Annotated in this window: 22 protein-coding genes and 1 pseudogene; 16 read left to right on the top strand and 7 right to left on the bottom strand. The window is 67.9% G+C overall.

Annotated elements, in window-relative coordinates:
• The first annotated feature begins 88 nt into the window (after positions 1-88).
• The 7 genes from N0B51_RS05075 (at position 89) to N0B51_RS05045 (ending at position 7,545) form a co-directional block, all read left to right on the top strand.
• Positions 89-718 (top strand): hypothetical protein, encoded by a 630-nt coding sequence (locus tag N0B51_RS05075; RefSeq protein ID WP_259961154.1) that lies wholly within the window; start codon positions 89-91, stop codon positions 716-718.
• Positions 718-1,200, top strand: a complete 483-nt coding sequence (locus N0B51_RS05070; RefSeq protein WP_259961153.1) for a DUF2846 domain-containing protein — start codon at positions 718-720, stop codon at positions 1,198-1,200. The genes N0B51_RS05075 and N0B51_RS05070 overlap by 1 nt, the downstream gene beginning before the upstream one ends.
• 67 nt (positions 1,201-1,267) lie before the next feature.
• Entirely contained in the window at positions 1,268-1,945 is a 678-nt protein-coding gene (locus N0B51_RS05065; protein WP_259961152.1) for a nitroreductase, read from the top strand.
• A gap of 31 nt (positions 1,946-1,976) precedes the next feature.
• On the top strand, positions 1,977-3,428 hold the full coding sequence (gene cysS, locus N0B51_RS05060; protein WP_259961151.1) for a cysteine--tRNA ligase: 1,452 nt from the start codon (positions 1,977-1,979) through the stop codon (positions 3,426-3,428).
• Complete coding sequence (locus tag N0B51_RS05055) at positions 3,425-4,363, top strand: D-2-hydroxyacid dehydrogenase (protein ID WP_259961150.1); 939 nt, start codon at positions 3,425-3,427, stop codon at positions 4,361-4,363. The genes cysS and N0B51_RS05055 overlap by 4 nt, the downstream gene beginning before the upstream one ends.
• Positions 4,364-4,429: 66 nt before the next feature.
• Entirely contained in the window at positions 4,430-6,091 is a 1,662-nt protein-coding gene (locus tag N0B51_RS05050; RefSeq protein WP_259961149.1) for an acetolactate synthase large subunit, read from the top strand.
• Positions 6,092-6,108: 17 nt separating this feature from the next.
• Positions 6,109-7,545 carry an aldehyde dehydrogenase family protein gene (locus N0B51_RS05045; RefSeq protein ID WP_259961148.1) on the top strand — a complete coding sequence of 479 codons (1,437 nt, stop codon included), beginning with the start codon at positions 6,109-6,111 and terminating at the stop codon, positions 7,543-7,545.
• Positions 7,546-7,608: 63 nt separating this feature from the next.
• Here N0B51_RS05045 and N0B51_RS05040 read toward each other — a convergent pair whose 3' ends face one another.
• Together N0B51_RS05040 and N0B51_RS05035 are read right to left on the bottom strand one after the other, a co-directional pair.
• Positions 7,609-7,956 carry a hypothetical protein gene (locus N0B51_RS05040; protein ID WP_259961147.1) on the bottom strand — a complete coding sequence of 116 codons (348 nt, stop codon included), beginning with the start codon at positions 7,954-7,956 and terminating at the stop codon, positions 7,609-7,611.
• The gene (locus N0B51_RS05035; protein WP_259961146.1) at positions 7,946-8,134 is read right to left on the bottom strand and encodes a hypothetical protein; all 189 of its coding nucleotides are present in this window, start codon (positions 8,132-8,134) and stop codon (positions 7,946-7,948) included. Before N0B51_RS05035 ends, N0B51_RS05040 begins: the two co-directional genes overlap by 11 nt.
• A gap of 131 nt (positions 8,135-8,265) precedes the next feature.
• Here N0B51_RS05035 and N0B51_RS05030 point away from each other — a divergent pair, with 131 nt between their 5' ends.
• From N0B51_RS05030 to N0B51_RS05020, 3 genes are all read left to right on the top strand, one after another.
• Positions 8,266-8,919 carry a S24 family peptidase gene (locus tag N0B51_RS05030; protein ID WP_259961145.1) on the top strand — a complete coding sequence of 218 codons (654 nt, stop codon included), beginning with the start codon at positions 8,266-8,268 and terminating at the stop codon, positions 8,917-8,919.
• A 183-nt stretch (positions 8,920-9,102) separates the two neighbouring features.
• Entirely contained in the window at positions 9,103-9,858 is a 756-nt protein-coding gene (locus N0B51_RS05025; protein WP_259961144.1) for a transporter, read from the top strand.
• A 95-nt stretch (positions 9,859-9,953) separates the two neighbouring features.
• The gene (locus N0B51_RS05020; protein ID WP_259961480.1) at positions 9,954-10,595 is read left to right on the top strand and encodes an MBL fold metallo-hydrolase; all 642 of its coding nucleotides are present in this window, start codon (positions 9,954-9,956) and stop codon (positions 10,593-10,595) included.
• A gap of 6 nt (positions 10,596-10,601) precedes the next feature.
• Here the strand turns inward: N0B51_RS05020 and N0B51_RS05015 are convergent, their stop codons facing one another.
• Positions 10,602-10,994, bottom strand: a complete 393-nt coding sequence (locus tag N0B51_RS05015) for an MAPEG family protein (protein WP_259961143.1) — start codon at positions 10,992-10,994, stop codon at positions 10,602-10,604.
• A gap of 223 nt (positions 10,995-11,217) precedes the next feature.
• Here N0B51_RS05015 and rpmF point away from each other — a divergent pair, with 223 nt between their 5' ends.
• The 5 genes from rpmF to N0B51_RS04990 all read left to right on the top strand — a co-directional run bounded on the left by rpmF (position 11,218) and on the right by N0B51_RS04990 (position 14,276).
• Entirely contained in the window at positions 11,218-11,397 is a 180-nt protein-coding gene (rpmF, locus tag N0B51_RS05010; RefSeq protein ID WP_057883014.1) for a 50S ribosomal protein L32, read from the top strand.
• A 25-nt stretch (positions 11,398-11,422) separates the two neighbouring features.
• Positions 11,423-12,481, top strand: coding sequence for a phosphate acyltransferase PlsX (plsX, locus tag N0B51_RS05005; protein ID WP_259961142.1), 1,059 nt, complete (start codon positions 11,423-11,425; stop codon positions 12,479-12,481).
• Positions 12,478-13,443 carry a beta-ketoacyl-ACP synthase III gene (locus N0B51_RS05000; protein ID WP_311201828.1) on the top strand — a complete coding sequence of 322 codons (966 nt, stop codon included), beginning with the start codon at positions 12,478-12,480 and terminating at the stop codon, positions 13,441-13,443. Before plsX ends, N0B51_RS05000 begins: the two co-directional genes overlap by 4 nt.
• Before the next feature lie 104 nt (positions 13,444-13,547).
• Complete coding sequence (locus tag N0B51_RS04995; protein WP_259961141.1) at positions 13,548-13,847, top strand: integration host factor subunit alpha; 300 nt, start codon at positions 13,548-13,550, stop codon at positions 13,845-13,847.
• A gap of 12 nt (positions 13,848-13,859) precedes the next feature.
• Positions 13,860-14,276, top strand: a complete 417-nt coding sequence (locus N0B51_RS04990; protein WP_259961140.1) for a MerR family transcriptional regulator — start codon at positions 13,860-13,862, stop codon at positions 14,274-14,276.
• Between the two features lie 31 nt (positions 14,277-14,307).
• On the opposite strand, the gene N0B51_RS04985 is transcribed toward N0B51_RS04990, so the two are convergent.
• Together N0B51_RS04985 and N0B51_RS14865 are read right to left on the bottom strand one after the other, a co-directional pair.
• The gene (locus N0B51_RS04985) at positions 14,308-15,237 is read right to left on the bottom strand and encodes a tetratricopeptide repeat protein (protein ID WP_259961139.1); all 930 of its coding nucleotides are present in this window, start codon (positions 15,235-15,237) and stop codon (positions 14,308-14,310) included.
• A gap of 294 nt (positions 15,238-15,531) precedes the next feature.
• Positions 15,532-15,669: pseudogene (locus N0B51_RS14865) on the bottom strand (winged helix-turn-helix domain-containing protein); the annotation flags it as partial.
• A gap of 285 nt (positions 15,670-15,954) precedes the next feature.
• Here N0B51_RS14865 and N0B51_RS04975 point away from each other — a divergent pair.
• Complete coding sequence (locus tag N0B51_RS04975; protein ID WP_259961137.1) at positions 15,955-16,251, top strand: hypothetical protein; 297 nt, start codon at positions 15,955-15,957, stop codon at positions 16,249-16,251.
• 107 nt (positions 16,252-16,358) lie between these two features.
• Here N0B51_RS04975 and N0B51_RS04970 read toward each other — a convergent pair whose 3' ends face one another.
• Together N0B51_RS04970 and N0B51_RS04965 are read right to left on the bottom strand one after the other, a co-directional pair.
• Positions 16,359-19,781 carry a chromosome segregation SMC family protein gene (locus tag N0B51_RS04970; RefSeq protein WP_259961136.1) on the bottom strand — a complete coding sequence of 1,141 codons (3,423 nt, stop codon included), beginning with the start codon at positions 19,779-19,781 and terminating at the stop codon, positions 16,359-16,361.
• Positions 19,782-19,808: 27 nt separating this feature from the next.
• Positions 19,809-20,564: a thioredoxin domain-containing protein gene (locus N0B51_RS04965; protein ID WP_259961135.1), complete on the bottom strand. Its 756-nt coding sequence runs from the start codon at positions 20,562-20,564 to the stop codon at positions 19,809-19,811.
• Positions 20,565-20,611: the final 47 nt, after the last annotated feature.

Raw genomic sequence — 20,611 nt, 5'->3', positions numbered from 1 at the left:
TGCGTTCGCGATAAATCGGCCTTTGGGGAATCAGGGGTCTAACTTCATGACATTGCGGGGGTTGTACACGCGTTGTGCGTGGCTGGCGGTGTGCCTGGCTTCGCCGTGCGCGGCACAGGAGGCGACTGCGGGCGCAGGTGCGTTTGGCGCGACCGCGCGCGACCAGGCGGCATCGGCGGATGCAGCGACCGCGCCCCGTGCTCTCAAGATGACTCCGGTCGCGCTTGAGCTCGTCGATCCGGTCGGCAGCAAGACCAGCAAGTCACTCGAGACATTTCGCGTTGTTCTCGCCGAGCCGGTGATGGTGGATGAATTCGAGGTGATCCCCGCGGGAACGCCGGGGACAGGCGAGATCGTTCACGCGAAGAAGGCCGGCGGGATGGGCGCTGCGGGCGAGCTGGTCGTGGCTGCGCGCTTTCTGGATCTTGGCGACCGCAAGGTGCGCTTGCGCAGCACGGTCATCGACGCCGAGGGCAAGAGCCGCATCAACGGGGTAAGCAACCTTGCCGCCGCCTCTGCGGCAAGCCCGCTACCGGTCGCGTGGATCGGCTTCTTCATCAAGGGTGGCGAGATCGAGCTGCCGCCGGGCACGCGCCTCGTGGCGAAGTTAGCAGAAGACTTCAGCCCCGCCGCGCCGGCCATTCCCGCCGCGGCGAGCGAAGATGGAAATTCCGAGGCCGTCGGGACGGCCGCGGGTAACTGGGAAGGGAAATCTTAATGAAGTTTGCACTTACCCTGGCCGCCGCGATGGTCGCGGCCGGTCTCTCGGCGCCGACGATCGCCAAGGAAGCCGCCGCGCCGATCGTGATTCCTGCACCAACTGCCGGAACCGGCCAGATCGTCTTCTTCCGCCCCGGCGGGATGGGCTTTGCGATGGGATGCTCGGTTAACGAGAACGGCGAGAAGATCAGCTCGCTCGGCGCGGGCAAGTACTTCGTGCTACGCACCACGCCCGGCCGCCACGAATACACCGTCAAGAGCGAGGCGAAGGACACGCTCGCGCTCGAGGTCGAGGAAGGCGAGACGAAATTCGCCAAGTGCAAGATCAAGATGGGCATCATGGCCGGTCGTCCGGACCTCGCGCCCGCAGACGAGGCCGAGTTCCGCAAGGGCAGCTTCAAGCTCGTCGATGCCGACGACATGGGGCCGGCACCCGGCGCGCTTCGGGCCGAGGAGATGGGCGCCGCCACTGGCGAATGACCCGGTGCGACCTGATCCGGGCCGGTGCGGGAGTTGCACTTCCGTCCCGGCTCGCTAGCGGTGGCGAATGACAACCGTTAGCCAGGCCGTCGCCAGCCGCCGCTCGATCCGGGCGTTTCTCGATCGTGCCGTCGATCGCGCGGTGATCGAACGAATTCTCGAAAAGGCGCAGCGCACGGCTTCGGGCGGAAACACGCAGCCGTGGCACGGGATCGTGCTGACCGGCGATCCGCTGCGGCGGCTGCTGGACCGGGTGGCGGAGGATGTCCCCAAGGGGCGCGCCGCGTTCGCGCCCGAATATCACGTTTATCCGCCCGAGCTCGACGGCGCCTACGAGGCGCGGCGCTTCGGGGTGGGCGAGGCGCTCTACGCCGCGCTCGGCATCCCGCGCGAGGACAAGATGGCGCGGCTGATGTGGTTCGCGCGCAATTTCCAGGCCTTCGGAGCGCCGGTGCTGATGCTGGTCCACACGCCGAAGTACATGGGGCCGCCGCAATGGTCCGACATCGGGATGTGGCTGCAGACCATCGCGCTGCTCCTGCGCGAGGAGGGGATGGATTCGTGCTTCCAGGAGGCGTGGGCGGTCTATTCCCCGCAGATCCGCGAGGTGGTGGACATCCCCGAGGATCACATCTTCTTCTGCGGCATGGCGATCGGCTGGGGCGATCGGGAAGACCCGGTCAACACCTTCCCCGTCCCCCGTGCGCCGCTGGAGGAAGCGGTCCGCTGGGAAGGTTGGGATTGACGCTTGGCCGCGCGCCGCTAACCCGCCCGCCATGGCCCAGCTTCGCCTCTTCAACTCGCTGACCCGCACCCTCGAGCCGTTCGAGCCGATCCATCCCGGCGAGGCGCGGGTCTATTCGTGCGGGCCGACGGTCTACAACTACCAGCACGTCGGCAACATGCGCGCCTATGTCTTTGCCGACACGCTGGGGCGGGTGCTGAGCTTCAAGGGATACCGGCTCACCCACGTGATCAACATCACCGATGTCGGCCACCTGACGAGCGATGCCGACGCGGGCGACGACAAGATGGAGAAAGCCGCCCAGGCCCAGGGCAAGTCGGCGTGGGACATCGCGCGGCACTACCAGGAGGTGTTCGAGGCCGATCTTGCCCGGCTCAACATCAGGAAGCCCGCGCATCATCCGCGCGCGACCGACTATGTCGAGGCGATGATCGCGTGGAATGCCGCGATCGAGGCGAAACACGCCTACCGGCTCGACGGCGGGCTCTATTTCGACGTTTCGACGGTGCCCGATTACGGCCGGCTGGCGCGCGCCAGCACCGGAACTGATGAGCTCGGAGGCGAAGGGCGGATCGAGAGCGTCGAGGGCAAGCGCCACGCCGCCGACTTCGCGCTGTGGCGCACGACCCCGCCGGGCGAAAGCCGGCAGATGGAGTGGGACAGCCCCTGGGGCCGCGGCGCGCCGGGGTGGCATATCGAATGCTCGGTGATGAGCGCCGAACTGCTCGGCCATCCGTTCGACATCCACACCGGCGGGATCGATCACCGGGAGATCCACCACCCGAACGAGATCGCCCAGAATCAAGCCAAACAAATGACTGACCAGGCGCACAGCTGCGGCCCCGATACCGGCGCGCGGATCTGGATGCACAACAACTTCCTCGTCGACCGGCGGGGCAAGATGAGCAAGTCCACCGGGGACTTCCTGACGCTGCAGGCGCTGGTCGACCGCGGCTATCACCCGCTGGCCTACCGCCTGATGTGCCTCCAGGCGCATTACCGCAGCGAGCTGGAGTTCACCTGGGAAGGGCTGGGCGCTGCACTGGTGCGGCTCAAGCGGATGGTCATGGCCGCCGCGCCGCTGCGCGGGATCGCCGCTGGCACGGAACATCCGAAACTCGCACCGTTGCTGGACAAGTTCGACGCCGCGGTGTCCGACGATCTCAACACCGCGGTCGCGCTGACCGCATTTGACGAGGCGCTGGCGATGAAGAAGATCGATCCGGCTGCGAAGCGCGCTGCGGTCGAGGCCATGGACGCCGTGCTGGGCCTGCGTGTCCTCGACCTCACCCGCGAGGAACTGCGGCTGCGCCCCGCCTCAGTCTCCATCACCGAGGCCGAAATCGAAGCCGCGCTTGCCCGCCGCAAGACCGCGCGGGCGGAGAAGGACTTCGCCGCCTCGGACGCGATCCGCGACGAGCTTGTTGCTAAGGGTGTCGAGGTGATGGACGGCGACCCGCTGGGATGGGACTGGAAGCTATGACTGTTGCCGTTCTCTCGGGGCTCGTGCGCCCGCTGGTCGAAGGGCGCCTGCCGCCGGAAATCGAACCCAGGTGGTTTACCTCGGTCGAACATCTTCTCGAACTCGCACCGCAGGCTGAGATCGGCTGGTTCGACCTCGACAAAAAGGAACCCATGATCGAGGCGGTCCGCGCGGCGGGCAAGCTGAAGTGGCTCAACTCGATCTACGCGGGCCTCGATTTCCTGCCGCTGGACCTGCTGGTCGAGCGCCAGGTCACCGTGACCAACGGCGCCGGCATCAACGCGCTCACGATCGCCGAATACGTCGTCATGCTCATGCTGGTCCACGCCAAGGGCTACCGCGAGGTCGTCCGCGCGCAGGACCGGCACGCGTGGCTGGGGGATTCGCCGGGGAAGATGGAACTGGCCGGCAGCCGCGCGCTGCTGCTGGGCATGGGTGCGATCGGCAAGCTCGTGAAGACGCGGCTCGAGGCGTTCGACGTCGAGGTCGTGCCCGTTCGGCGTTCGCCTTCCGAAGGGGCTCTGGGTCCCGACGAATGGCGTGCGCGGCTGGGCGAGTTCGACTGGGTGATCCTTGCCGTTCCCGCGACACCGGAAACCGATGCGATGATCGGCGCCGCCGAACTCGCTGCGATGAAGGCGGGCGCGGTGCTGGTGAACATCGCGCGGGGCGCGGTGGTCGACCAGGACGCTCTCGTCAGCGCGCTCGAGGCGAAGTCGATTGGCGGCGCGCTGCTCGACGTGACGACGCCCGAGCCGTTGCCGCCCGAGCACCCGCTGTGGGATCTCGAGAACGCGCAGGTGACGATGCACCTTTCGGGGCGGGCGCAAGCGAAGATGTTCGTGCGGTCGGCGGAAAGGTTCGTAGAAAATTGCCGCCGCTACGTCGCGGGGGAGGCGCTCGCGCCGATATTCGATCCCGTGAAGGGGTATTAGTTACAAGACTCCACGCCCCCGACTTGTTACGCTCCCGCTCTTCCGGACCAGAGGGGGAATGGCGGAATGGCTGACGGCGGCAAGCAAAAGGCATCGGATCTCTTCATCGAGTGTCTCGAGGCCGAGGGGTGCGAATACATCTTCGGGGTTCCTGGCGAGGAGAACCTCGACTTCCTCGACAGCCTCAGCCGGTCGGACAAGATCAAGCTCATCCTGACCCGGCACGAACAGGGCGCCGGCTTCATGGCGGCGACCTATGGCCGGCACACCGGTAAGACCGGTGTCTGCATCGCGACGCTCGGGCCCGGCGCGACCAACTTCGTCACCGCGGCCGCCTATGCCACGCTCGGCGGGATGCCGATGATGATGATCACCGGGCAGAAGCCGATCAAGAAATCGAAGCAGGGCCGGTTCCAGATCCTCGACGTGGTTTCGATGATGGAGCCGATCACCAAGTTCACGCACCAGCTCGCCGCGGGCGACAACATTCCCAGCCGGGTGCGCGAGGCCTATCGCCTGGCGGAAGAGGAAAAGCCGGGCGCGGTGCATATCGAGTTTCCCGAGGACATCGCCGAAGAGAAGACCGACGGGCGCCCGATCGTCCGGTCGACCGCGCGGCGTCCGTCGGCCGAGCCGAAGGCGGTGCGCCAGGCGGTCGAGATGATCGAGCGCGCGAAAGCTCCGGTCCTCGTCATCGGCGCGGGCGCGAACCGCAAGATGACCGGCCGGATGCTCGAACAGTTCGTCGAGAAGACCGGCATACCGTTCCTGACCACCCAGATGGGCAAGGGCGTGATCGACGAACGGCACCCCAAGTTCCTCGGCTGCGCGGCGCTGTCGGCGGGCGACTTCGTCCACCGAGCGGTGGAGGACAGCGACTGCATCATCAACGTCGGCCACGACGTTATCGAGAAGCCGCCGTTCTTCATGAAGGCCGGCGGGGCCTGCGTGATCCACGTCAGCAACCGGACCGCCGAGGTCGACCCGGTCTATTTCCCGCAGGTCGAGGTGATCGGCGACATCGCCAACGCCGTGTGGCAGATCAAGGAAGACATCAGCCCCAACCGGAGCTGGGACTTCGCCCACATGCTCGCCTACCACAAGGCGGAGCTCGACCACACCGGCAAGCTGGCGGCGGACGATCGCTTTCCGATCTTCCCCCCGCACCTTGTCAGCCAAGTGCGCGACGCGATGCCGCACGACGGGATCATCTGCCTCGACAACGGGGTCTACAAGATCTGGTTCGCGCGCGGCTACACCGCGTACCTGCCCAACACCGTGCTGCTCGACAACGCGCTCGCGACGATGGGCGCGGGCCTGCCGAGCGCGATGATGAGCGCGATGCTGTACCCCGACCGCAAGGTCATGGCGATCTGCGGCGACGGCGGGTTCATGATGAACGACCAGGAAATGGAGACCGCGGTGCGCCTTGGCCTCAACCTCACGGTCCTGATCCTGCGCGACGATGCCTACGGCATGATCCGCTGGAAGCAGGCGAACATGGGGTTTGCCGATTTCGGGCTGACGTACGGCAACCCCGACTTCGTCAAGTTCGCCGAGAGCTTCGGGGCGAAGGGACACCGGATTGAATCGAGCGACCACCTGCGCGAAACGCTGCGGCACTGCAACGAGACGCCGGGCGTCCACCTGATCGACTGCCCGGTCGACTATTCCGAGAACGACCGCATCCTCAACAAGGACATCAAGGAGCTGTCGAAGGCGCTTTGATCCTTCAGGAGGATGGCATGACCAAGCTGAAAGACACCTACCCGCTATACCTCAACAACCGGGCGGCGCAGCCGAACACCGACCTCAAGGTGACCGACAAGTACACCGGCGAGGTCGCGTTCCGCACCGCGCTCGCGACGCCGGACGTCATCGACGAGGCGATCGCCGGCGCGGTCCGCGCGGCGGAGCCGATGGCGCGGCTTGCAAGCTACGAGAAGCAAGGGGTCCTTCAGCACTGCGTCACCCGCTTCCAGGAGCGGTTCGACGAGCTTGCTTATGCCCTGTGCGTCGAGGCGGGCAAGCCGATCAAGGATGCCGAGGGCGAGGTCACCCGCCTGATCGATACGTTCCGCATCGCCGCCGAGGAGGCGACGCGCATCTACGGCGAGGTCCAGCCGCTCGACATCTCGCCCCGGGCAAAGGGCTACATGGGCATCTGGAAGCGGGTGCCGATCGGCCCGTGCAGCTTCATCTCGCCATTCAACTTCCCGCTCAACCTCGCCGCGCACAAGATCGCCCCGGCGATCGCGATGGGCTGTCCCTTCGTGATGAAGCCCGCCAGCATGACCCCGCTCGGCGCGATCATCATGGGCGAAGTGCTCGCCGAGTGCGACGTGCTGCCCGAAGGTGCGTTCTCGATCCTTCCCGCCAGCCGCGACGGGGCCGACCTGTTCACCACCGACGAGCGATTGAAGCTGCTCAGCTTCACCGGGTCGCCGGGGGTGGGGTGGGACCTCAAGGCAAAGGCCGGCAAGAAGAAGGTCGTGCTCGAACTCGGCGGCAACGCGGCCGTGATCGTCGACAAGGACGCCGACCTCGACCACGCGCTCGAGCGGATCGTGTTCGGGGCCTTCTACCAGAGCGGACAGAGCTGCATCGGCGTCCAGCGGATACTGATCCACGCCGACGTCTACGACCGCTTCCGAGAGATGCTCGTCGCGAAGACCCGGACGCTGGTGGCGGGCGACCCCAAGGACCGCGACACCTTCATCGGCCCGATGATCTCCGAGAAGGAGGCCACCCGCCTCAAGGGCTGGATCGACGAGGCGGTCGAGGCCGGGGCGAAGCTCCTGTGTGGCGGCAGTCGCGACGGTGCGATGCTCGAGGCCACCTTGCTCGAGGACGTGCCGGACGATTGCAAGGCCAACCGCGAGGAGGCGTTCGGCCCGCTCGCCAACCTCGCCAGGTTCACCGACTGGGACGAGGCGCTGGAGGTCGTCAACGACAGCAAGTTCGGCCTCCAGGCGGGCATGTTCACCCGCGACATCCACCAGGTGCTCGAGGCTTGGGACGTGCTCGATGTCGGCGGCGTGGTGGTCAATGACGTCCCCAGCTACCGGGTCGACAACATGCCCTACGGCGGGGTCAAGGACTCGGGGCTCGGCCGCGAGGGCATCCGCTTCGCGATGGAGGACATGAGCGAGATCCGGAACCTGGTGATCCGCCGCCTTTGACGGCTCACGCCGGGGCCGTGTCACAGGTGTCACGCTGTCCTGGGGCAAAACGATCGCCATCGCTCAGGCGTCCCTGAGCAGCAGCAATTCGCAGGTCACCGCCATGCGGGGTTCGGGCAGCAGCCTGTGGTCGACCGCGGCGACCGCCGCCTCGGCGACGAGCTGGCCGGGAATCGCGAACTCGTGATCGGCGAGCGCCGCGACGAAAGTCTCTCCGGCACCGACCGCCGCGCAGCCTTCGAACGCGAGCTCGAACGTGTGACGCGCGCCCTCGAACGTCACGCTTGCCCAGGGCCGCTCGGTCTGACGCAGGACTACGGCGTGTCCGTCGGCGAGCGCGCAGAGCGCCTCGCGCAGGCGTCCGGCGGTGCCCAGCGGCGCGCGGAGCGGCGGCCTGAAATCAACCGACATGGGCCGCCTCCCGGTAAGTGTTCATGAAATGTTCCACACGCGAGGCCAGCGCGCGGCGGGGTTCGCGGCCCATCCGCAGATCGAGCACGAAGCGCGGATCGTTCGCCGCAAGGCGGCCGAACTTGGTGGCGGGCATTTCGTGCTCCCTCAGGAATTTCTCGATGGTTCGGATCAGCATGCGACTTTCTTCTGCCCCTGCGACTCGGCCACCGGCCAAGGGGCCGGCGACTCAGGTGGTGCGATCGAGGCCCATGGGGACCATGTGAAATCCTACTTGTCTAGGAAAAATCCTACGTGTAGGAAGGAAAAATGGTAAACCCTTCCGACGATCCCTCACGCCACCGCCTGCTTGCCCTGGCGCAGCAGCGCGGCGTCAGCCTTGCCGGATTGTCGGAGATGATCGGTCGCAATTCCAGCTACTTGCAGCAGTTCATTCGCAAGGGCTCCCCCCGCAAGCTGGAGGAAGGCGACCGCCGCACGCTTGCGCGGTTCTTCGGCGTGCCCGAATCCGAGCTGGGCGGGGGCGAGGAAATTTCCCCGCCCGTGACTAGCTCCCGCGGCGAGTGGATCGAGGTCCCGCGCCTGCCGCTTGGGGCCGCCGCGGGACCCGGCGCGGTCGCCGCCGACGAGCGGCCCTTCGATTCGTTTCGGTTCAGCCGCCGCTGGCTCAAGGAACAGGGGCTGTCGGGCGCCCAGCTGTCGACCATCCGGGTGCAGGGCGATTCGATGGAGCCGCTGCTTCACGACGGCGACGAGATCCTTGTCGATCGCGCCCAGCGGGCCTTGCGCGACGGCATACACGTCGTCCGCCTCGGCGATGCCCTGATGGTCAAGCGCCTCGCGCCCGCGGGGCCGGGCCGGGCGACGCTGCTCAGCCAGAACTATGCCTATCCGCCGCTCGAAGTGGCGCTCGACGAACTCGAGATCGTCGGCCGCGTGGTGTGGAAGAGCGGCCGGCTGTAGCCGAGCGCCGAGGACGGGAACGGACGAGGGCGGTCGAACGGCGCCGCGTGCGCACAATCTGACAGCTGGTTGGATGGATTTCCGAGGCACGTCCGTTTGCAGGGCGAACACGCGTCAATTCGGAGATCACCCTTGCGCCTTGCCCTTGCCCTCACCGCCGTCGCTCTTCCCATCGTGCCCGCCATGGCGCAGCAGTCGCCGGAGACGCCGAGCGGAGAAAACGGCACCCGCGTCCAGTTTTCGACCGGCCTCGACTACGAGCAGGGGGACTATGGCACCGATACGCAGATGGAAAAGGAAAGCGTCCCGCTGTCTCTCGTCGTCGCGAAAGGGCGGCTGCGGGCGAGCGCGCAGACGTCCTACGTCCGGCTGAGGGCACCTGGCAACGTGGTCGCGCCTTCGGGGCCGCTCGGCTTGCCGATCCTCGTCGATCCGACCCGGCCCGATACCGTCGACACGCGCCAGGGAATGGGGGACCTCCACCTTTCGGCGGCCTATGACCTGCCTGTCGAGGGCTTCAATGCCACGCTGGGCACGGGCGTAAAGGTCCCCACGGCATCGGTCGACAAGGGGCTGGGAACCGGCAAGGCCGACTATTCGGTCCGCGCGGACCTTGCCAAGCCGCTCGGCAGCGTCACGCCGTTTGCCGGCGTCGCCTACACGGTTACCGGTGACCCGGACGGTTTCGACCTCAGGAACGCGCTCTCGGCTCAGGCCGGTGCGTCGCTGCGCCTGGCCGAGTCGACTTCGGCCCACCTCGGCTATGCCTTTGCACAAAGCCAGGTCGCAGGGGGCGAAGACGACCAGCGGATCGTCGGCGGCCTGAACACCGGCGTGGGGAAGAACCTGTCGCTGGGATTTTACGGGTCGGGCGGGCTGACCGATGGGGCTTCCGATTTCGGAGGCGGGGTGACGCTGGGCATCCGGCTGGGGCGCTGACGGGACGGAGGGCGCCGCCGCGACCGCCAGCGCTTGCAATCGGGCCGGTTAGAGGTCACCTCGGCGCGATGCAGCCCGACACGCCTCTTCCCCCCATGCGCGCCGCGATCATTCCCGTGACGCCGCTTCAGCAGAACTGTTCGCTGATCTGGTGCACGAAGACGATGAAGGGGGCGCTGGTCGATCCCGGCGGAGATCTCGACCGGCTCAAGGCAGGGGTGGCGAAAGCCGGGGTGACGCTCGAGAAGATTCTCGTCACCCACGGCCACCTCGACCACTGCGGGCAGGCCGGGATGCTGGCCAAGGAACTCGGCCTGAAGATCGAGGGGCCGCACGAGGCGGACCGGTTCTGGATCAGCCGGCTCGACGAGGACGGCGGCAAGTACGGGATGCACGCCGAGGTGTTCGAGCCCGACCGCTGGCTCGAGGACGGCGACACCGTGACCGTCGGCGAACTGACGCTCGAGGTCATCCACTGCCCGGGCCATACGCCCGGTCACGTCGTGTTCTTCCACCGGCCGAGCCGGTTCGCGATCGTCGGCGATGTCCTGTTCCAGGGCTCGATCGGCCGCACCGACTTTCCGATGGGCAACCACCAGGACCTGATCGACGCGATCACCCAGAAGCTCTGGCCGCTGGGCAACGACGTGACCTTCATTCCCGGCCACGGCCCGACGAGCACCTTCGGCCGCGAGCGCCAGACCAACGCGTTCGTCAGCGACTACGCGCTAGGCTGAGCCAGCTCAGATCACCCGCAGCGCAATCAGTACCGCGACGATCGCGAGGCCGAGCTGGGTGAGCATCGTGATGATCGTCCCGACCGAGCGGCCGCGGGCGAGCGGGCCGCCGTCCATTCCCAGCCCGTGTGCCACGCGGCCGAGCATGTAGATCGCCGCGACCCAGGCGAGCCACGGCGCGCCTTTTCCGGCGATCTCGATGGCGGCGATCAGGACGAGGACGAACGCGGTATTCTCGACGAAGTTGAGCTGCGCGCGCATCCGCGCGGTCAGCGGGCCGCCGGCATCGTCGCCGATCGAAACCTTGTGCTGGATTCGCAGACGGCCGATGCGCATCGCCAGCCAGATGTTGATGATCGCGGCCGCGGCAGCCGAAGTAAGCGTAACCGGAAGGATCATTTGGCCCCCATTTCCCTGCGAAAACGTACACCGCTCGCTAGCATAGCCGGGCGCGCTTGCAACGGGCGCGATATGCGCTATAGGGCGCGCCTTCCCGTCACTGCCGGGTCCCGTTCGCCGCTTCCCGGCCCGCCAAGGTGTTGTCCGGCGGGTTGTGCGCTGCAAGGGACTGGCCTAGGGCGGGCCGCAACAGCTTTGATATTCATACGGAACAGGTGCCACGATGGCCGTCCCAAAAAGAAAAGTTTCGCCCAGCCGCCGGGGCATGCGCCGGTCGCACGATTCGCTTAAGGTCGAGGCATTCCACGAATGCTCGAACTGCGGCGAACTCAAGCGTCCGCACAACCTCTGCTCGCACTGCGGGCACTACAACGGCCGCGAAGTCGTCGCCGTCGGCCTCTGACGGCCGGCCTTAGGGTAGTCGCGTCATGAGCCTCCCGCGTATCGCCGTCGACGCGATGGGGGGTGACGAGGGCGTGCAGACGATGATCTCCGGCGCGGCACTGGCCCGCCGGAGGCACGACAAGTTCAAGTTCCTGCTCGTGGGCGATGAGGCGCGGATCAAGACCGCGCTCGACGCGCACCCGCAGATGCGCGGCGCGTCCGAAATCCTGCACTGCGAGGGCGTCGTGAGCGGCGAGGAGCAGCCCACCCGGGCCCTGCGCCGCGCCAAGACCACCAGCATGGGCCTGGCCGTCAACGCGGTGAAGACCGGCGATGCCGGGGCCGCGGTGAGCGCGGGCAATACCGGCGCGCTGATGGCGATGAGCAAGCTCGCCCTGCGCACGATGCCGGGAATCGACCGGCCGGCGCTCGCCGCGCTGCTGCCGAGCCTCGGCGACAACGACGTGATCATGCTCGACCTCGGCGCCAACACCGAGTGTGACGCACGCAACCTCGTCCAGTTCGCGCTGATGGGCGCGGCCTATTCACGGATCGTCACGGGACGCGAGGAGCCGCGCGTGCGCCTGCTCAACATCGGCACCGAGGAGCTGAAGGGCACCGAACAGTTGCAGGACGCCGCCGCCCGCCTGCGCGAAGCGACCGGCCTCGCGCTCAGCTTCGACGGGTTCATCGAGGCGGACAAGATCAACCGGGGTTCCTGCGACGTCGTCGTCACCGACGGTTTTTCCGGCAACATCGCGCTCAAGGCGATCGAGGGGGCGGCCCGCTTCGTCACCGACCTTCTGCGCAATGCCTTCACCAGCTCGCTGCGGTCCAAGATCGGCTTCCTCGTCAGCCGTCCCGCCACCGAGTTGCTGCGGCACCACCTCGATCCCAACAATCACAACGGGGCCGTTTTCCTCGGCCTCAACGGCGTCGTGGTGAAGAGCCACGGCAGCGCGAACCCGACCGGCGTGGCCAATGCCGTCGCCGTCGCGGCGCGGTTGCTGGAGGACGATCTCACGCAGCGCATCACCGCCGACCTCGCGGCGCTTCGCGAGACGCGGCTGCGTTCGGACGGCGACCAGGGCGAAGCCGCGTGATCCGGTCTGTCGTGCGTGGAAGCGGCTCGGCCCTGCCTAAGCGCTGTGTGGCCAATGCCGAAATGGCGCAGATGGTCGATACCAGCGACGAATGGATCGTCGAGCGCACCGGCATTCGCAATCGCTACCTTGCCGGCGACGACGAGACGACCGCGACACTCGCCGCCGATGCAGCGAAGAAGGCGCTCGAATCGGCCGGGATGGAGCCCACGGACATCGGCCTCATCGTGCTCGCCACCGCGACCCCCGATCAGACCTTTCCCGCCACCGCAACCAAGGTGCAGGACCTGCTCGGGTGCCACGGGGGGATCGCGTTCGATGTCGCCGCGGTGTGCTCGGGCTTTCTCTACGCGCTGGCGACGGCCGATTCGATGCTGCGCGCCGGCATGGCCCGCCGCGCGCTGGTGATCGGGGCGGAAACCTTCAGCCGCATTCTCGACTGGGAGGACCGCACGACCTGCGTCCTGTTCGGCGACGGGGCCGGGGCGATCGTGCTCGAGGCGCAGGAGGTGGCCGAGGACGGCCCCGGGGTGATCTACACCCAGCTTCACGCCGACGGCACCCATAACGAACTGCTCTACGTCGACGGCGGACCGTCGACGACGGGGACGGTCGGCAAGCTGCGCATGAAGGGCAAGGAAGTGTTCCGGCACGCGGTGACCAATCTCGCCAGCGTGCTCGAGACGGTACTCGCCGAAACCGGCTTCACCGCGGAAGAAATCGACTGGGTGGTTCCCCACCAGGCCAACGCGCGCATCCTCGATGCGACCGCGCGCAAGCTGGGCCTGCCGGCCGAGAAGGTCATCGTGACCGTCGATCGCCACGCCAACACTTCGGCCGCGTCGGTCCCGCTGGCGTTCGACGTCGCCATCCGCGATGGTCGCATCAAGCCCGGCGACCTCGTCATGTTCGAAGCGATGGGCGGCGGGTTCACCTGGGGTGCCAGCCTCGTTCGAATGTAGATGCTGCTCCACCGCAAAGTTTCGTTTGCATTGCGAACCGACGCTTAGTCCGTTAGAACAATGCGACAATTCGGGTCGCACCGCCAAAAGGGGAGGACGCCGGCATGATGCGTTCGGTGGGTACGCTGACTCGGGCAGATCTGGCAGACACGATCAATCGCAAACTCGGTTTCAGCCGTGCTGAATCCCTCGAACTCGTCGAATCGATCCTTCGCCACATGTGCGAGGCGATGAGCAAGGGCGAGAACGTGAAGATTTCGGGCTTCGGTACGTTCGTGCTGCGCGACAAGAAGGAACGGATCGGCCGCAATCCCAAGACCGGGGTCGAGGTGCCGATCACGCCGCGGCGGGTGATGACCTTCCGCGCCAGCCAGCTGCTCAAGGAGCGGGTGGCAAATGGATAAGGATCGCCGTTGGTGACCAGCTTCGACGACGGGAAGGACGAACGCGCCCTACGCACGATCGGCGAGGTGGGCGAGGCGCTGGGCATCAAGGCCCACGTTCTGCGGTACTGGGAAGGTCAGTTCCCGCAATTGCAGCCGATGAAGCGCAGCGGCGGCCGGCGCTATTACCGGCCCGAGGACATCGCGCTGGTCGAGGAAATCGACCGGCTGGTGAACCGCGAGGGGTATACTTTGCGCGGTGCGAAGGCCGCGCTTGCGGCGGCGGACAAGCCGGCCGCAGAGGCGGTGGACGCCCCCGGGGCGAAGCCCGCGCCCGACCGGTCCCAATCCGCCCCGCGCATGGATGCCGATTCGCAACGCGGGCGGCCGGAAGCGATCGCGCGGCTCCGGCGCATCCGTGCTACCCTGGTTGACGCGCTGGACGGCTAGGACAGGATCGATTCTTTCCGGAACGGGCGTGCTAGAACCGCGGCCGTGGGGGTATTCCGATGCGCGCCATCATCGCGCCGAATTGGGGCTCGGATCGCTGGCCATCGACGTGCGGCTGGTACAGGAATCCGGTCAGGCGAGGCGAATGACGTGAAAGGCTGCGGGCGTACCGTCCTTCCCCGAAGTAATAGCCCCGCATGACCTCGACCATCCTGGTCTTCGCGCCGAGGAGCCCCATCATCCGGATCACCCCGGGATAGGCATCCTGCTTGAGTGCGAGGTGTCCGAGGAATGACCGGATGAGCCGGTCGCGCTGTCCCGGTTCGCGTCCTTCGAGGACGTCCAGCAGCAGGTGCCGCTTAGGCAACGCGTCGGAAGCGACGTTGAACGGATAGAGGCTGTCATCGGCCAGATAGCGGCGCGCCTCGTCGTAGCGTCCCTGCAGCATCAGGAAGTCCAGGCCGGCATTCCATAAACCGTAATCCCTTGGCCAGTGCTTGCGAGCGATGTCGAGCAGGCGACCGGCCTGCGCGGGGCGCCCGGTTCGGAAGTAGGTGCGCGCGAGGATCCTGTGGAGGCGCAGGTTCGCGGGCTCGTCGAGCAGGAGCTTCTCGAACACCGGAAGGGCCTGTCGGAAATCGCCTGTTGCCTGGTGCAGCAATCCGATGGACAGCGTAATCTCCCACGTTCCGGGGGTACGGGCGGAGATTTCCTCCAGCGCGGCGATCCGCGCGTCCCAGTGCTGGAATTCCGGCTCGACCATCACGAGCGCCGCCTGCGCGCGCGCATTGTTCGCATCGATGGCGATGGCGCGGCCGGCGGCCTCCCTGGCTTCTGCGGCGACCGCATCCGATCGCTCGTCCGGCGCGCGGTACAGCGACCGGACATGGGCGAGGGCAAGGCCGCTCCAGGCGTCGGCAAAGCGCGGCGATTCCTCGACCGCCGCACGATAGAGCCGCAACGACTGTTCCTCCCAGTCCGAAGACGAGGATGAGCGAACGAGCGCCTCGGCGCTTCGGTAATGGTCCCGCGCGGCCGCGCTTGCCGCGGGGGATCTGCCGAACGCGAGGAAGGCGGCACTGCCCGCCAGACCGGTGGCGATCGATGCGGCGATCGCCTGGCGGCGATCGATTCGGAAACGGTGCGGTTGGACGGATTCGCTTTCGCGGTCGAGCGATTGACCGTCTGGAGCGCGGAGTCGGTAGCCGACCCCCTTGATGCTTTCGACGGCGAACCCCTGGTCACCGGCGCCGGCGCCGATCTCGCGGATACGGGAAACCGCCCGCTGTATCGCATTGTCGCCTACGATCCGCCCGTCCCAGCACTGTTCGAGAAGGTCATCGCGACTGAGGACACCTCCTTTTGCCCGGGCGAGCGCGACAAGGACCTGCATGACCCTTGGCTGGATGGCTTCTTCGCCCCGCGGCGACCGGACGAGGCGTCTGGGCGGGTCGATCACGACACCGGCGAGTCGCATCGGTGCGACGTGGGCAAGGTCAATCGCCTTTGAACTTTCGCGCATCCGGCAATGCTCCTGCCGACTCTCCATGCGTGAGAGCCAGGTTACACGAAAATACCCCGAAAATCAGCATCTCGTCAGCATCCTGTCAGCAGCGGGGGCTGGTCTGCCCGTCGTTCGCCGCCAATTCTCGCTCGCCATGAAAGAAGGAGAATTGCCATGTTGAGATTGCTGACAGCCGCAGGCATCGCGCTGATCATGGCGGTGCCGGTCAACGCCCAGTCGACGGGGCCGGACAGCCCGACGATCGATCTGGACAACCCCGGCTCCTGCCAGGGTGCCGAACGGGCGAAGCGCAACTCGCCGGGAGGAGACCGCGAATATGGCGGGCTCGACGATGAACTCGTGCCGTTCGTTGATCGCTTGCGCGACGAGGGCACCAACTTCGGGACCTGGCTGGTGGATATCAGGCCGTACTACTGCGAGATCGCTCCGTACGGCACGTATCCGGACTGACCTGTTGCGCCGGGTAACGGTGAGGGGGGCGGGCCGCTCGCCCGCCCTTATTCTGCGCCTTGGCCCCGCATTACCGCGAGAGGCGCAGCGTTCAACCGGCTTGCCCGCTATTCCGCCGCCAGCAGCTCCGCTTCGCCGAGGTCGACGCTGACGAGGCGGCTGACCCCGCGTTCGATCATCGTGACGCCGAACAGGCGGTGCATCCGGCTCATCGTCACCGCGTTGTGGGTGACGATCAGGTAGCGCGTGTCGGTTTCCGCGACCATCGAATCGAGCAGGTCGCAGAAGCGGTCGATATTGGCGTCGTCGAGCGGGGCGTCGACTTCGTCGAGCACGCAGATCGGCGCGGGATTGGTCAGGAACAGCGCGAAGATCAGCGCGGTGGCGGTCAGCGCCTGCTCACCGCCCGAAAGCAGGGTGAGCGACTGGAGACGCTTGCCCGGCGGCTGGGCGAAGATCTCGAGCCCGGCTTCGAGGGGGTCGTCGCTGTCGATCAGCGCAAGGTGCGCCTCGCCGCCTTCGAACAGGCGAGTGAACAAGCGGCGAAAGTGCTGGTTTACCTCCTCGAACGCAGCGCGCAGTCGCTCGCGCCCCTCGCGATTGAGATTGCCGATAGAGCCGCGCAGCCTGGCGACGGCTTCGGCCAGTTCCGCCTGTTCGGCGGCGCTGTTGCCATGCTCGGCTTCGATCCGCTCGAGCTCGTCGGCGGCGACGAGGTTGACCGGGCCGATCCGCTCGCGGCTGGCGACCAGGCGCTCCATCTCTTCGCCTTCGAGGCCGGCGTTCTTGACGCCATCCGCGTCGAAACCGATGCGATCCGCGAGCAGCGGGGGCGGGCACTGGAACCGTTCGCCGGAAATACGCGCCATTTCCTCGCGCCGCTGTTCCTCGTTCTCGGCGCGGGCCGAAAGGCCGGCGCGGGCCTCGCGGGCGCTGGCGAGAGCCTCGGTCGCCTCGGCGTAGGTCCGGTCGGCATCCTGGGCTGTTGCCTGTGCTTCCGCTACGGCGGCTTCCGCCGCGGCGAGCGCGGTAGCGAGCCGGCTGCGTACTTCGTCGCCCCGCTCGATCTCGCGCAGCAATCCCTCAGGCTTGGCGGCGACGACCACGCGTTCCTGCTCGATTTCCTCGAACCGGCGGCTCATGTCGGACAGCCGGCGCGCGGCCTCGCCCGAGCGGGCCTGCCAGTTCGCCATGTCGGACCGCTGCGCTGCGGTCCGTTCGCGCGCGACCGCGAGACCCTGGTCGTGTGCGGCAAGCTGGGCGGTCGCGGCCTGGAGCGTGGACCGCGCCGCCTCGTTCTTCGTCCGTGCCGCTTCGAGGACGGCCCGCCCCGCATCGGGGGAGGGAAGGGCGGCGCGCCTGCCCTGGGCGGCGGAAAGGTCTGCCTCGGCGGCCTTGCGCTGCTCGCCGAGGTCGGCTTCGGTCGAGGCGAGTTCGGCCAGACGGGCCGCGTGCCGTTCGCGCGCGGCTTCTGCCTGGTCGAGTGCCCGCAATGCGGCGCGTTCGCCCTCGGCGGCGGACTGGAGCGCGCGCTCGTCGCCGACGAGTTCGCGCTGGAGCGTCGAAAGCTCGTCCTGCGCGCGGGCCTCGGCGGCCTCGGCCGCTGCGAGCGCCTCGCGCCGGGGGGGGATGAGCGTTTCGAGTTCTGCGAGCCGGTTTTCCGCCTCCAGCCGCGCCGCCTCGGCGGCGCCTTCGCCGCGGGCGACGAAGCCGTCCCACCGGCGCAGGGCGCCGCCTTTCGTTACCAGCCATTCTCCTGGGCCGAGGTCGCGGCCGTCGTCGCGCTCGGCGACGTGGACCAGCGCCAGCCGGGCAGCGAGTTCGGGCGGGCAATCGGTGACGTGCCCCGCAAGCGCGTCCGCGACCGGCTTCGGCGGCGGTGAACCGGTCCAGTAGCGGCCCTCGCCGTCGCCCGGCGGGCTGCCGAGCGGAGACTTTGCATCGCGGCCGAGCACCGCGGCGAGCGCGCGCTCGAAGCCCGGCGCGGCGCGGACCCGGTCGAGCGCGACCGGCAGTCCGTGCCGGCCGGCCGCCTGCTTCGCACGCGCCTGTCGGTCACGGTCGAGCGCCTGGTACTCGCGTTCGAGGCCCGCCAGATCGGCGCGTGCCCCGGCGAGCGCCGAGGCCGCTTCGTCGCGCGCGGACTGCAGCGATTCCTTGCGCGCGCGCTTGGCCTCGAGGGCCTCGCGCGCCTGCTCGACCGCCGCCGTGGCCTGCGCCGCCTCCTGCCGGGCCTTGCGCACCGCCTCGTCCGGGTCGCCGGCCGCGGAAAGCGCAGCGCGCATTTCGGCGTGGCGCCGTGCCTCTCCCGCCAGTCGCGCCAGCCGTGCCTCGGCCTGCGACACCTCTGCCTCGGCGACGCGCCACTCGGCCTCGACCCCGGCCTGGTCGGCGGTGGCCTTGGCAAGCGCCAGCTCGGCGGCCCGGCCTGCCCGCTCGGCATCCTCGAGTCTCGCGGCCAGCGCCGGGCGCCGCGCCTCATCGGCTTCGAGTGCGGCCGTGCCGGCGGCCAGCTCCTTCTCGAGCCTTGCGAGCGCCTCTGCCGCGTCGCGCGTCAGCCGGTCGGCATCGCTGCGGTCCTCCTCGAGCCGCGCCTTCTGGCGATCGAGATCGGCAAGGCGCTGTTCGGCGGCTTCGAGCTGGCTCGACAGCGCGGCCATCCGATGGCCGTGGGCGCTGGCATCGTCGCGCCGGTCGGCGAGTTCGTCGCGCGCCTCGGCGAGCGTTGCCGCGGCGGCGGCCTGCGCCTTCTGCGCCTCGGCCGAGGCGGCCTGTGCCGCGCCGACCCGTTCGTCTGCCGCCTTCGCCTCCGCGCGGGCCGCATCGGCCGCCGCGGCGGCGTCGCGCCAGCGCGCGAACAGCAGCCGGGCCTCGGCGACGCGGATCTGGTCGGACAGGGCCTTGTACCGCTCGGCCTGCTTGGCCTGACGCCGGAGCGAGGCGATCTGGCTGTCGAGGCCGGCCATCAGGTCTTCCAGCCGGGCGAGGTTCGCCTCGGTCTGGCGCAGCTTGCTTTCGGCGTCGCGGCGACGGACGTGGAGGCCGGCGATGCCGGCGGCTTCCTCGAGCATCATCCGCCGCTCGGCGGGCTTCGCGGCGATGACCTGCGCGATCTTGCCCTGGCTGACGAGGGCGGGCGAGTGCGCGCCCGTCGCCGCGTCGGCGAACGTCAGCGCCACGTCCTTCGCGCGCACGTCCTTGCCGTTGACGCGGTAGGCGCTGCCCGCGCCGCGTTCGATCCGGCGGACGACCTCGAGCTCCTCGCCCTCGTCGTCGGCACCGGTCAGCACCACTTCGGCAAAGTCGCGCGGCGGCCGGCTGGCGGTGCCCGCGAAGATGACGTCGTCCATCCCGCCCGAGCGCATCGACTTGGGCGAGTTCTCGCCCATGACCCAGCGGATCGCTTCGAGCAGGTTGGACTTGCCGCAGCCGTTGGGGCCGACGACCCCGGTCAGCCCCGGCTCGATGCGCAGTTCGGACGGCTCGACGAAGCTCTTGAAACCGGTGAGCTTGAGCCGCCTGATGAGCATCCGGCCGATGTCCCGTCCGCCGGCCGCTTACCTGGCGCCGGCGCGCTGGAGCATCGGTTCCAGCGATGCCCAGGACTGGGTACCGACGTTCTTGCCGTTGATGAAGAAGGTCGGCGTTCCGGTGACGTTGAGTTCCTCCGACTGCTTTTCCGAGTTCTCGGCGATCTTCGTCGCGGTGTCGGTCTTGGCGAGGCAGCTCCTCGCCTGGTCGCGCGAGATGCCGCGCTGCGCGAAGAAGTCGTAGAGTCCGGCGGCCGATGCGATTGCATCGAACCGGGCCGCGCCGGTCGCCTGGCTGGCGGCCTGGAACTGCGCATTGTTGGCCTGGATCGTCGTGAACATCGCCTCGAGATTTGCCCAGCCCTGCTCCGAAAGGGGGTGGAACGCCTCAGGCCCGGCGCAGCGGGCCAGGACCGCGAACGTCAGGTCGATCGGATCGTGGATCTGGTTGCGAATCTCGTAGCTGACCCGGCCCGAATTGACGTACTTCGAACGGATCGCATCGCTCGCCTGCTCCGAAAACTCGGCGCAGTGGCCGCAGGTATGGCTCGCGTATTCGACGAGCTTGATCGGTGCATCGGGATTGCCTTCGACGATGCCGCCCTCGGGCGTCACCGCGGCGACTTCGGACCATTCCTTGCCGGCCGGCGGGGGGACAGTGGCCACGGCCTGCGCCTCGGCGATGCCGCCTTCGTCGGCGGTTTCGTTCGATCCGCAGGCCGACAGCGCGATCAGGCTGGCGACGGCCATGGTGGCGGCGGCGGGGCGAAACTTTCGGAACATGCGCATCCTTTCGGGTGGTCGTAGAGCGTATACGAGGGGCAGCAGGG

Origin of the sequence: Tsuneonella litorea (assembly GCF_025154015.1) — a bacterium.
GTDB lineage: Bacteria > Pseudomonadota > Alphaproteobacteria > Sphingomonadales > Sphingomonadaceae > Tsuneonella > Tsuneonella litorea.
Note: the sequence above shows the minus strand (reverse complement) of the source record. Positions and strands in the feature narration are given on the sequence as shown.

Bases quoted from the DNA above. Each gene is read 5' to 3' on its own strand.
- N0B51_RS05070 (WP_259961153.1), top strand. From the start codon at position 718: ATGAAGTTTGCACTTACCCTGGCCGCCGCGATGGTCGCGGCCGGTCTC.
- N0B51_RS05065 (WP_259961152.1), top strand. From the start codon at position 1,268: ATGACAACCGTTAGCCAGGCCGTCGCCAGCCGCCGCTCGATCCGGGCG.
- cysS (WP_259961151.1), top strand. From the start codon at position 1,977: ATGGCCCAGCTTCGCCTCTTCAACTCGCTGACCCGCACCCTCGAGCCG.
- N0B51_RS05055 (WP_259961150.1), top strand. From the start codon at position 3,425: ATGACTGTTGCCGTTCTCTCGGGGCTCGTGCGCCCGCTGGTCGAAGGG.
- N0B51_RS05050 (WP_259961149.1), top strand. From the start codon at position 4,430: ATGGCTGACGGCGGCAAGCAAAAGGCATCGGATCTCTTCATCGAGTGT.
- N0B51_RS05045 (WP_259961148.1), top strand. From the start codon at position 6,109: ATGACCAAGCTGAAAGACACCTACCCGCTATACCTCAACAACCGGGCG.
- N0B51_RS05040 (WP_259961147.1), bottom strand. From the start codon at position 7,956: ATGTCGGTTGATTTCAGGCCGCCGCTCCGCGCGCCGCTGGGCACCGCC.
- N0B51_RS05035 (WP_259961146.1), bottom strand. From the start codon at position 8,134: ATGCTGATCCGAACCATCGAGAAATTCCTGAGGGAGCACGAAATGCCC.
- N0B51_RS05030 (WP_259961145.1), top strand. From the start codon at position 8,266: ATGGTAAACCCTTCCGACGATCCCTCACGCCACCGCCTGCTTGCCCTG.
- N0B51_RS05025 (WP_259961144.1), top strand. From the start codon at position 9,103: ATGGCGCAGCAGTCGCCGGAGACGCCGAGCGGAGAAAACGGCACCCGC.
- N0B51_RS05020 (WP_259961480.1), top strand. From the start codon at position 9,954: ATGCGCGCCGCGATCATTCCCGTGACGCCGCTTCAGCAGAACTGTTCG.
- N0B51_RS05015 (WP_259961143.1), bottom strand. From the start codon at position 10,994: ATGATCCTTCCGGTTACGCTTACTTCGGCTGCCGCGGCCGCGATCATC.
- rpmF (WP_057883014.1), top strand. From the start codon at position 11,218: ATGGCCGTCCCAAAAAGAAAAGTTTCGCCCAGCCGCCGGGGCATGCGC.
- plsX (WP_259961142.1), top strand. From the start codon at position 11,423: ATGAGCCTCCCGCGTATCGCCGTCGACGCGATGGGGGGTGACGAGGGC.
- N0B51_RS04995 (WP_259961141.1), top strand. From the start codon at position 13,548: ATGATGCGTTCGGTGGGTACGCTGACTCGGGCAGATCTGGCAGACACG.
- N0B51_RS04975 (WP_259961137.1), top strand. From the start codon at position 15,955: ATGTTGAGATTGCTGACAGCCGCAGGCATCGCGCTGATCATGGCGGTG.
- N0B51_RS04970 (WP_259961136.1), bottom strand. From the start codon at position 19,781: ATGCTCATCAGGCGGCTCAAGCTCACCGGTTTCAAGAGCTTCGTCGAG.
- N0B51_RS04965 (WP_259961135.1), bottom strand. From the start codon at position 20,564: ATGTTCCGAAAGTTTCGCCCCGCCGCCGCCACCATGGCCGTCGCCAGC.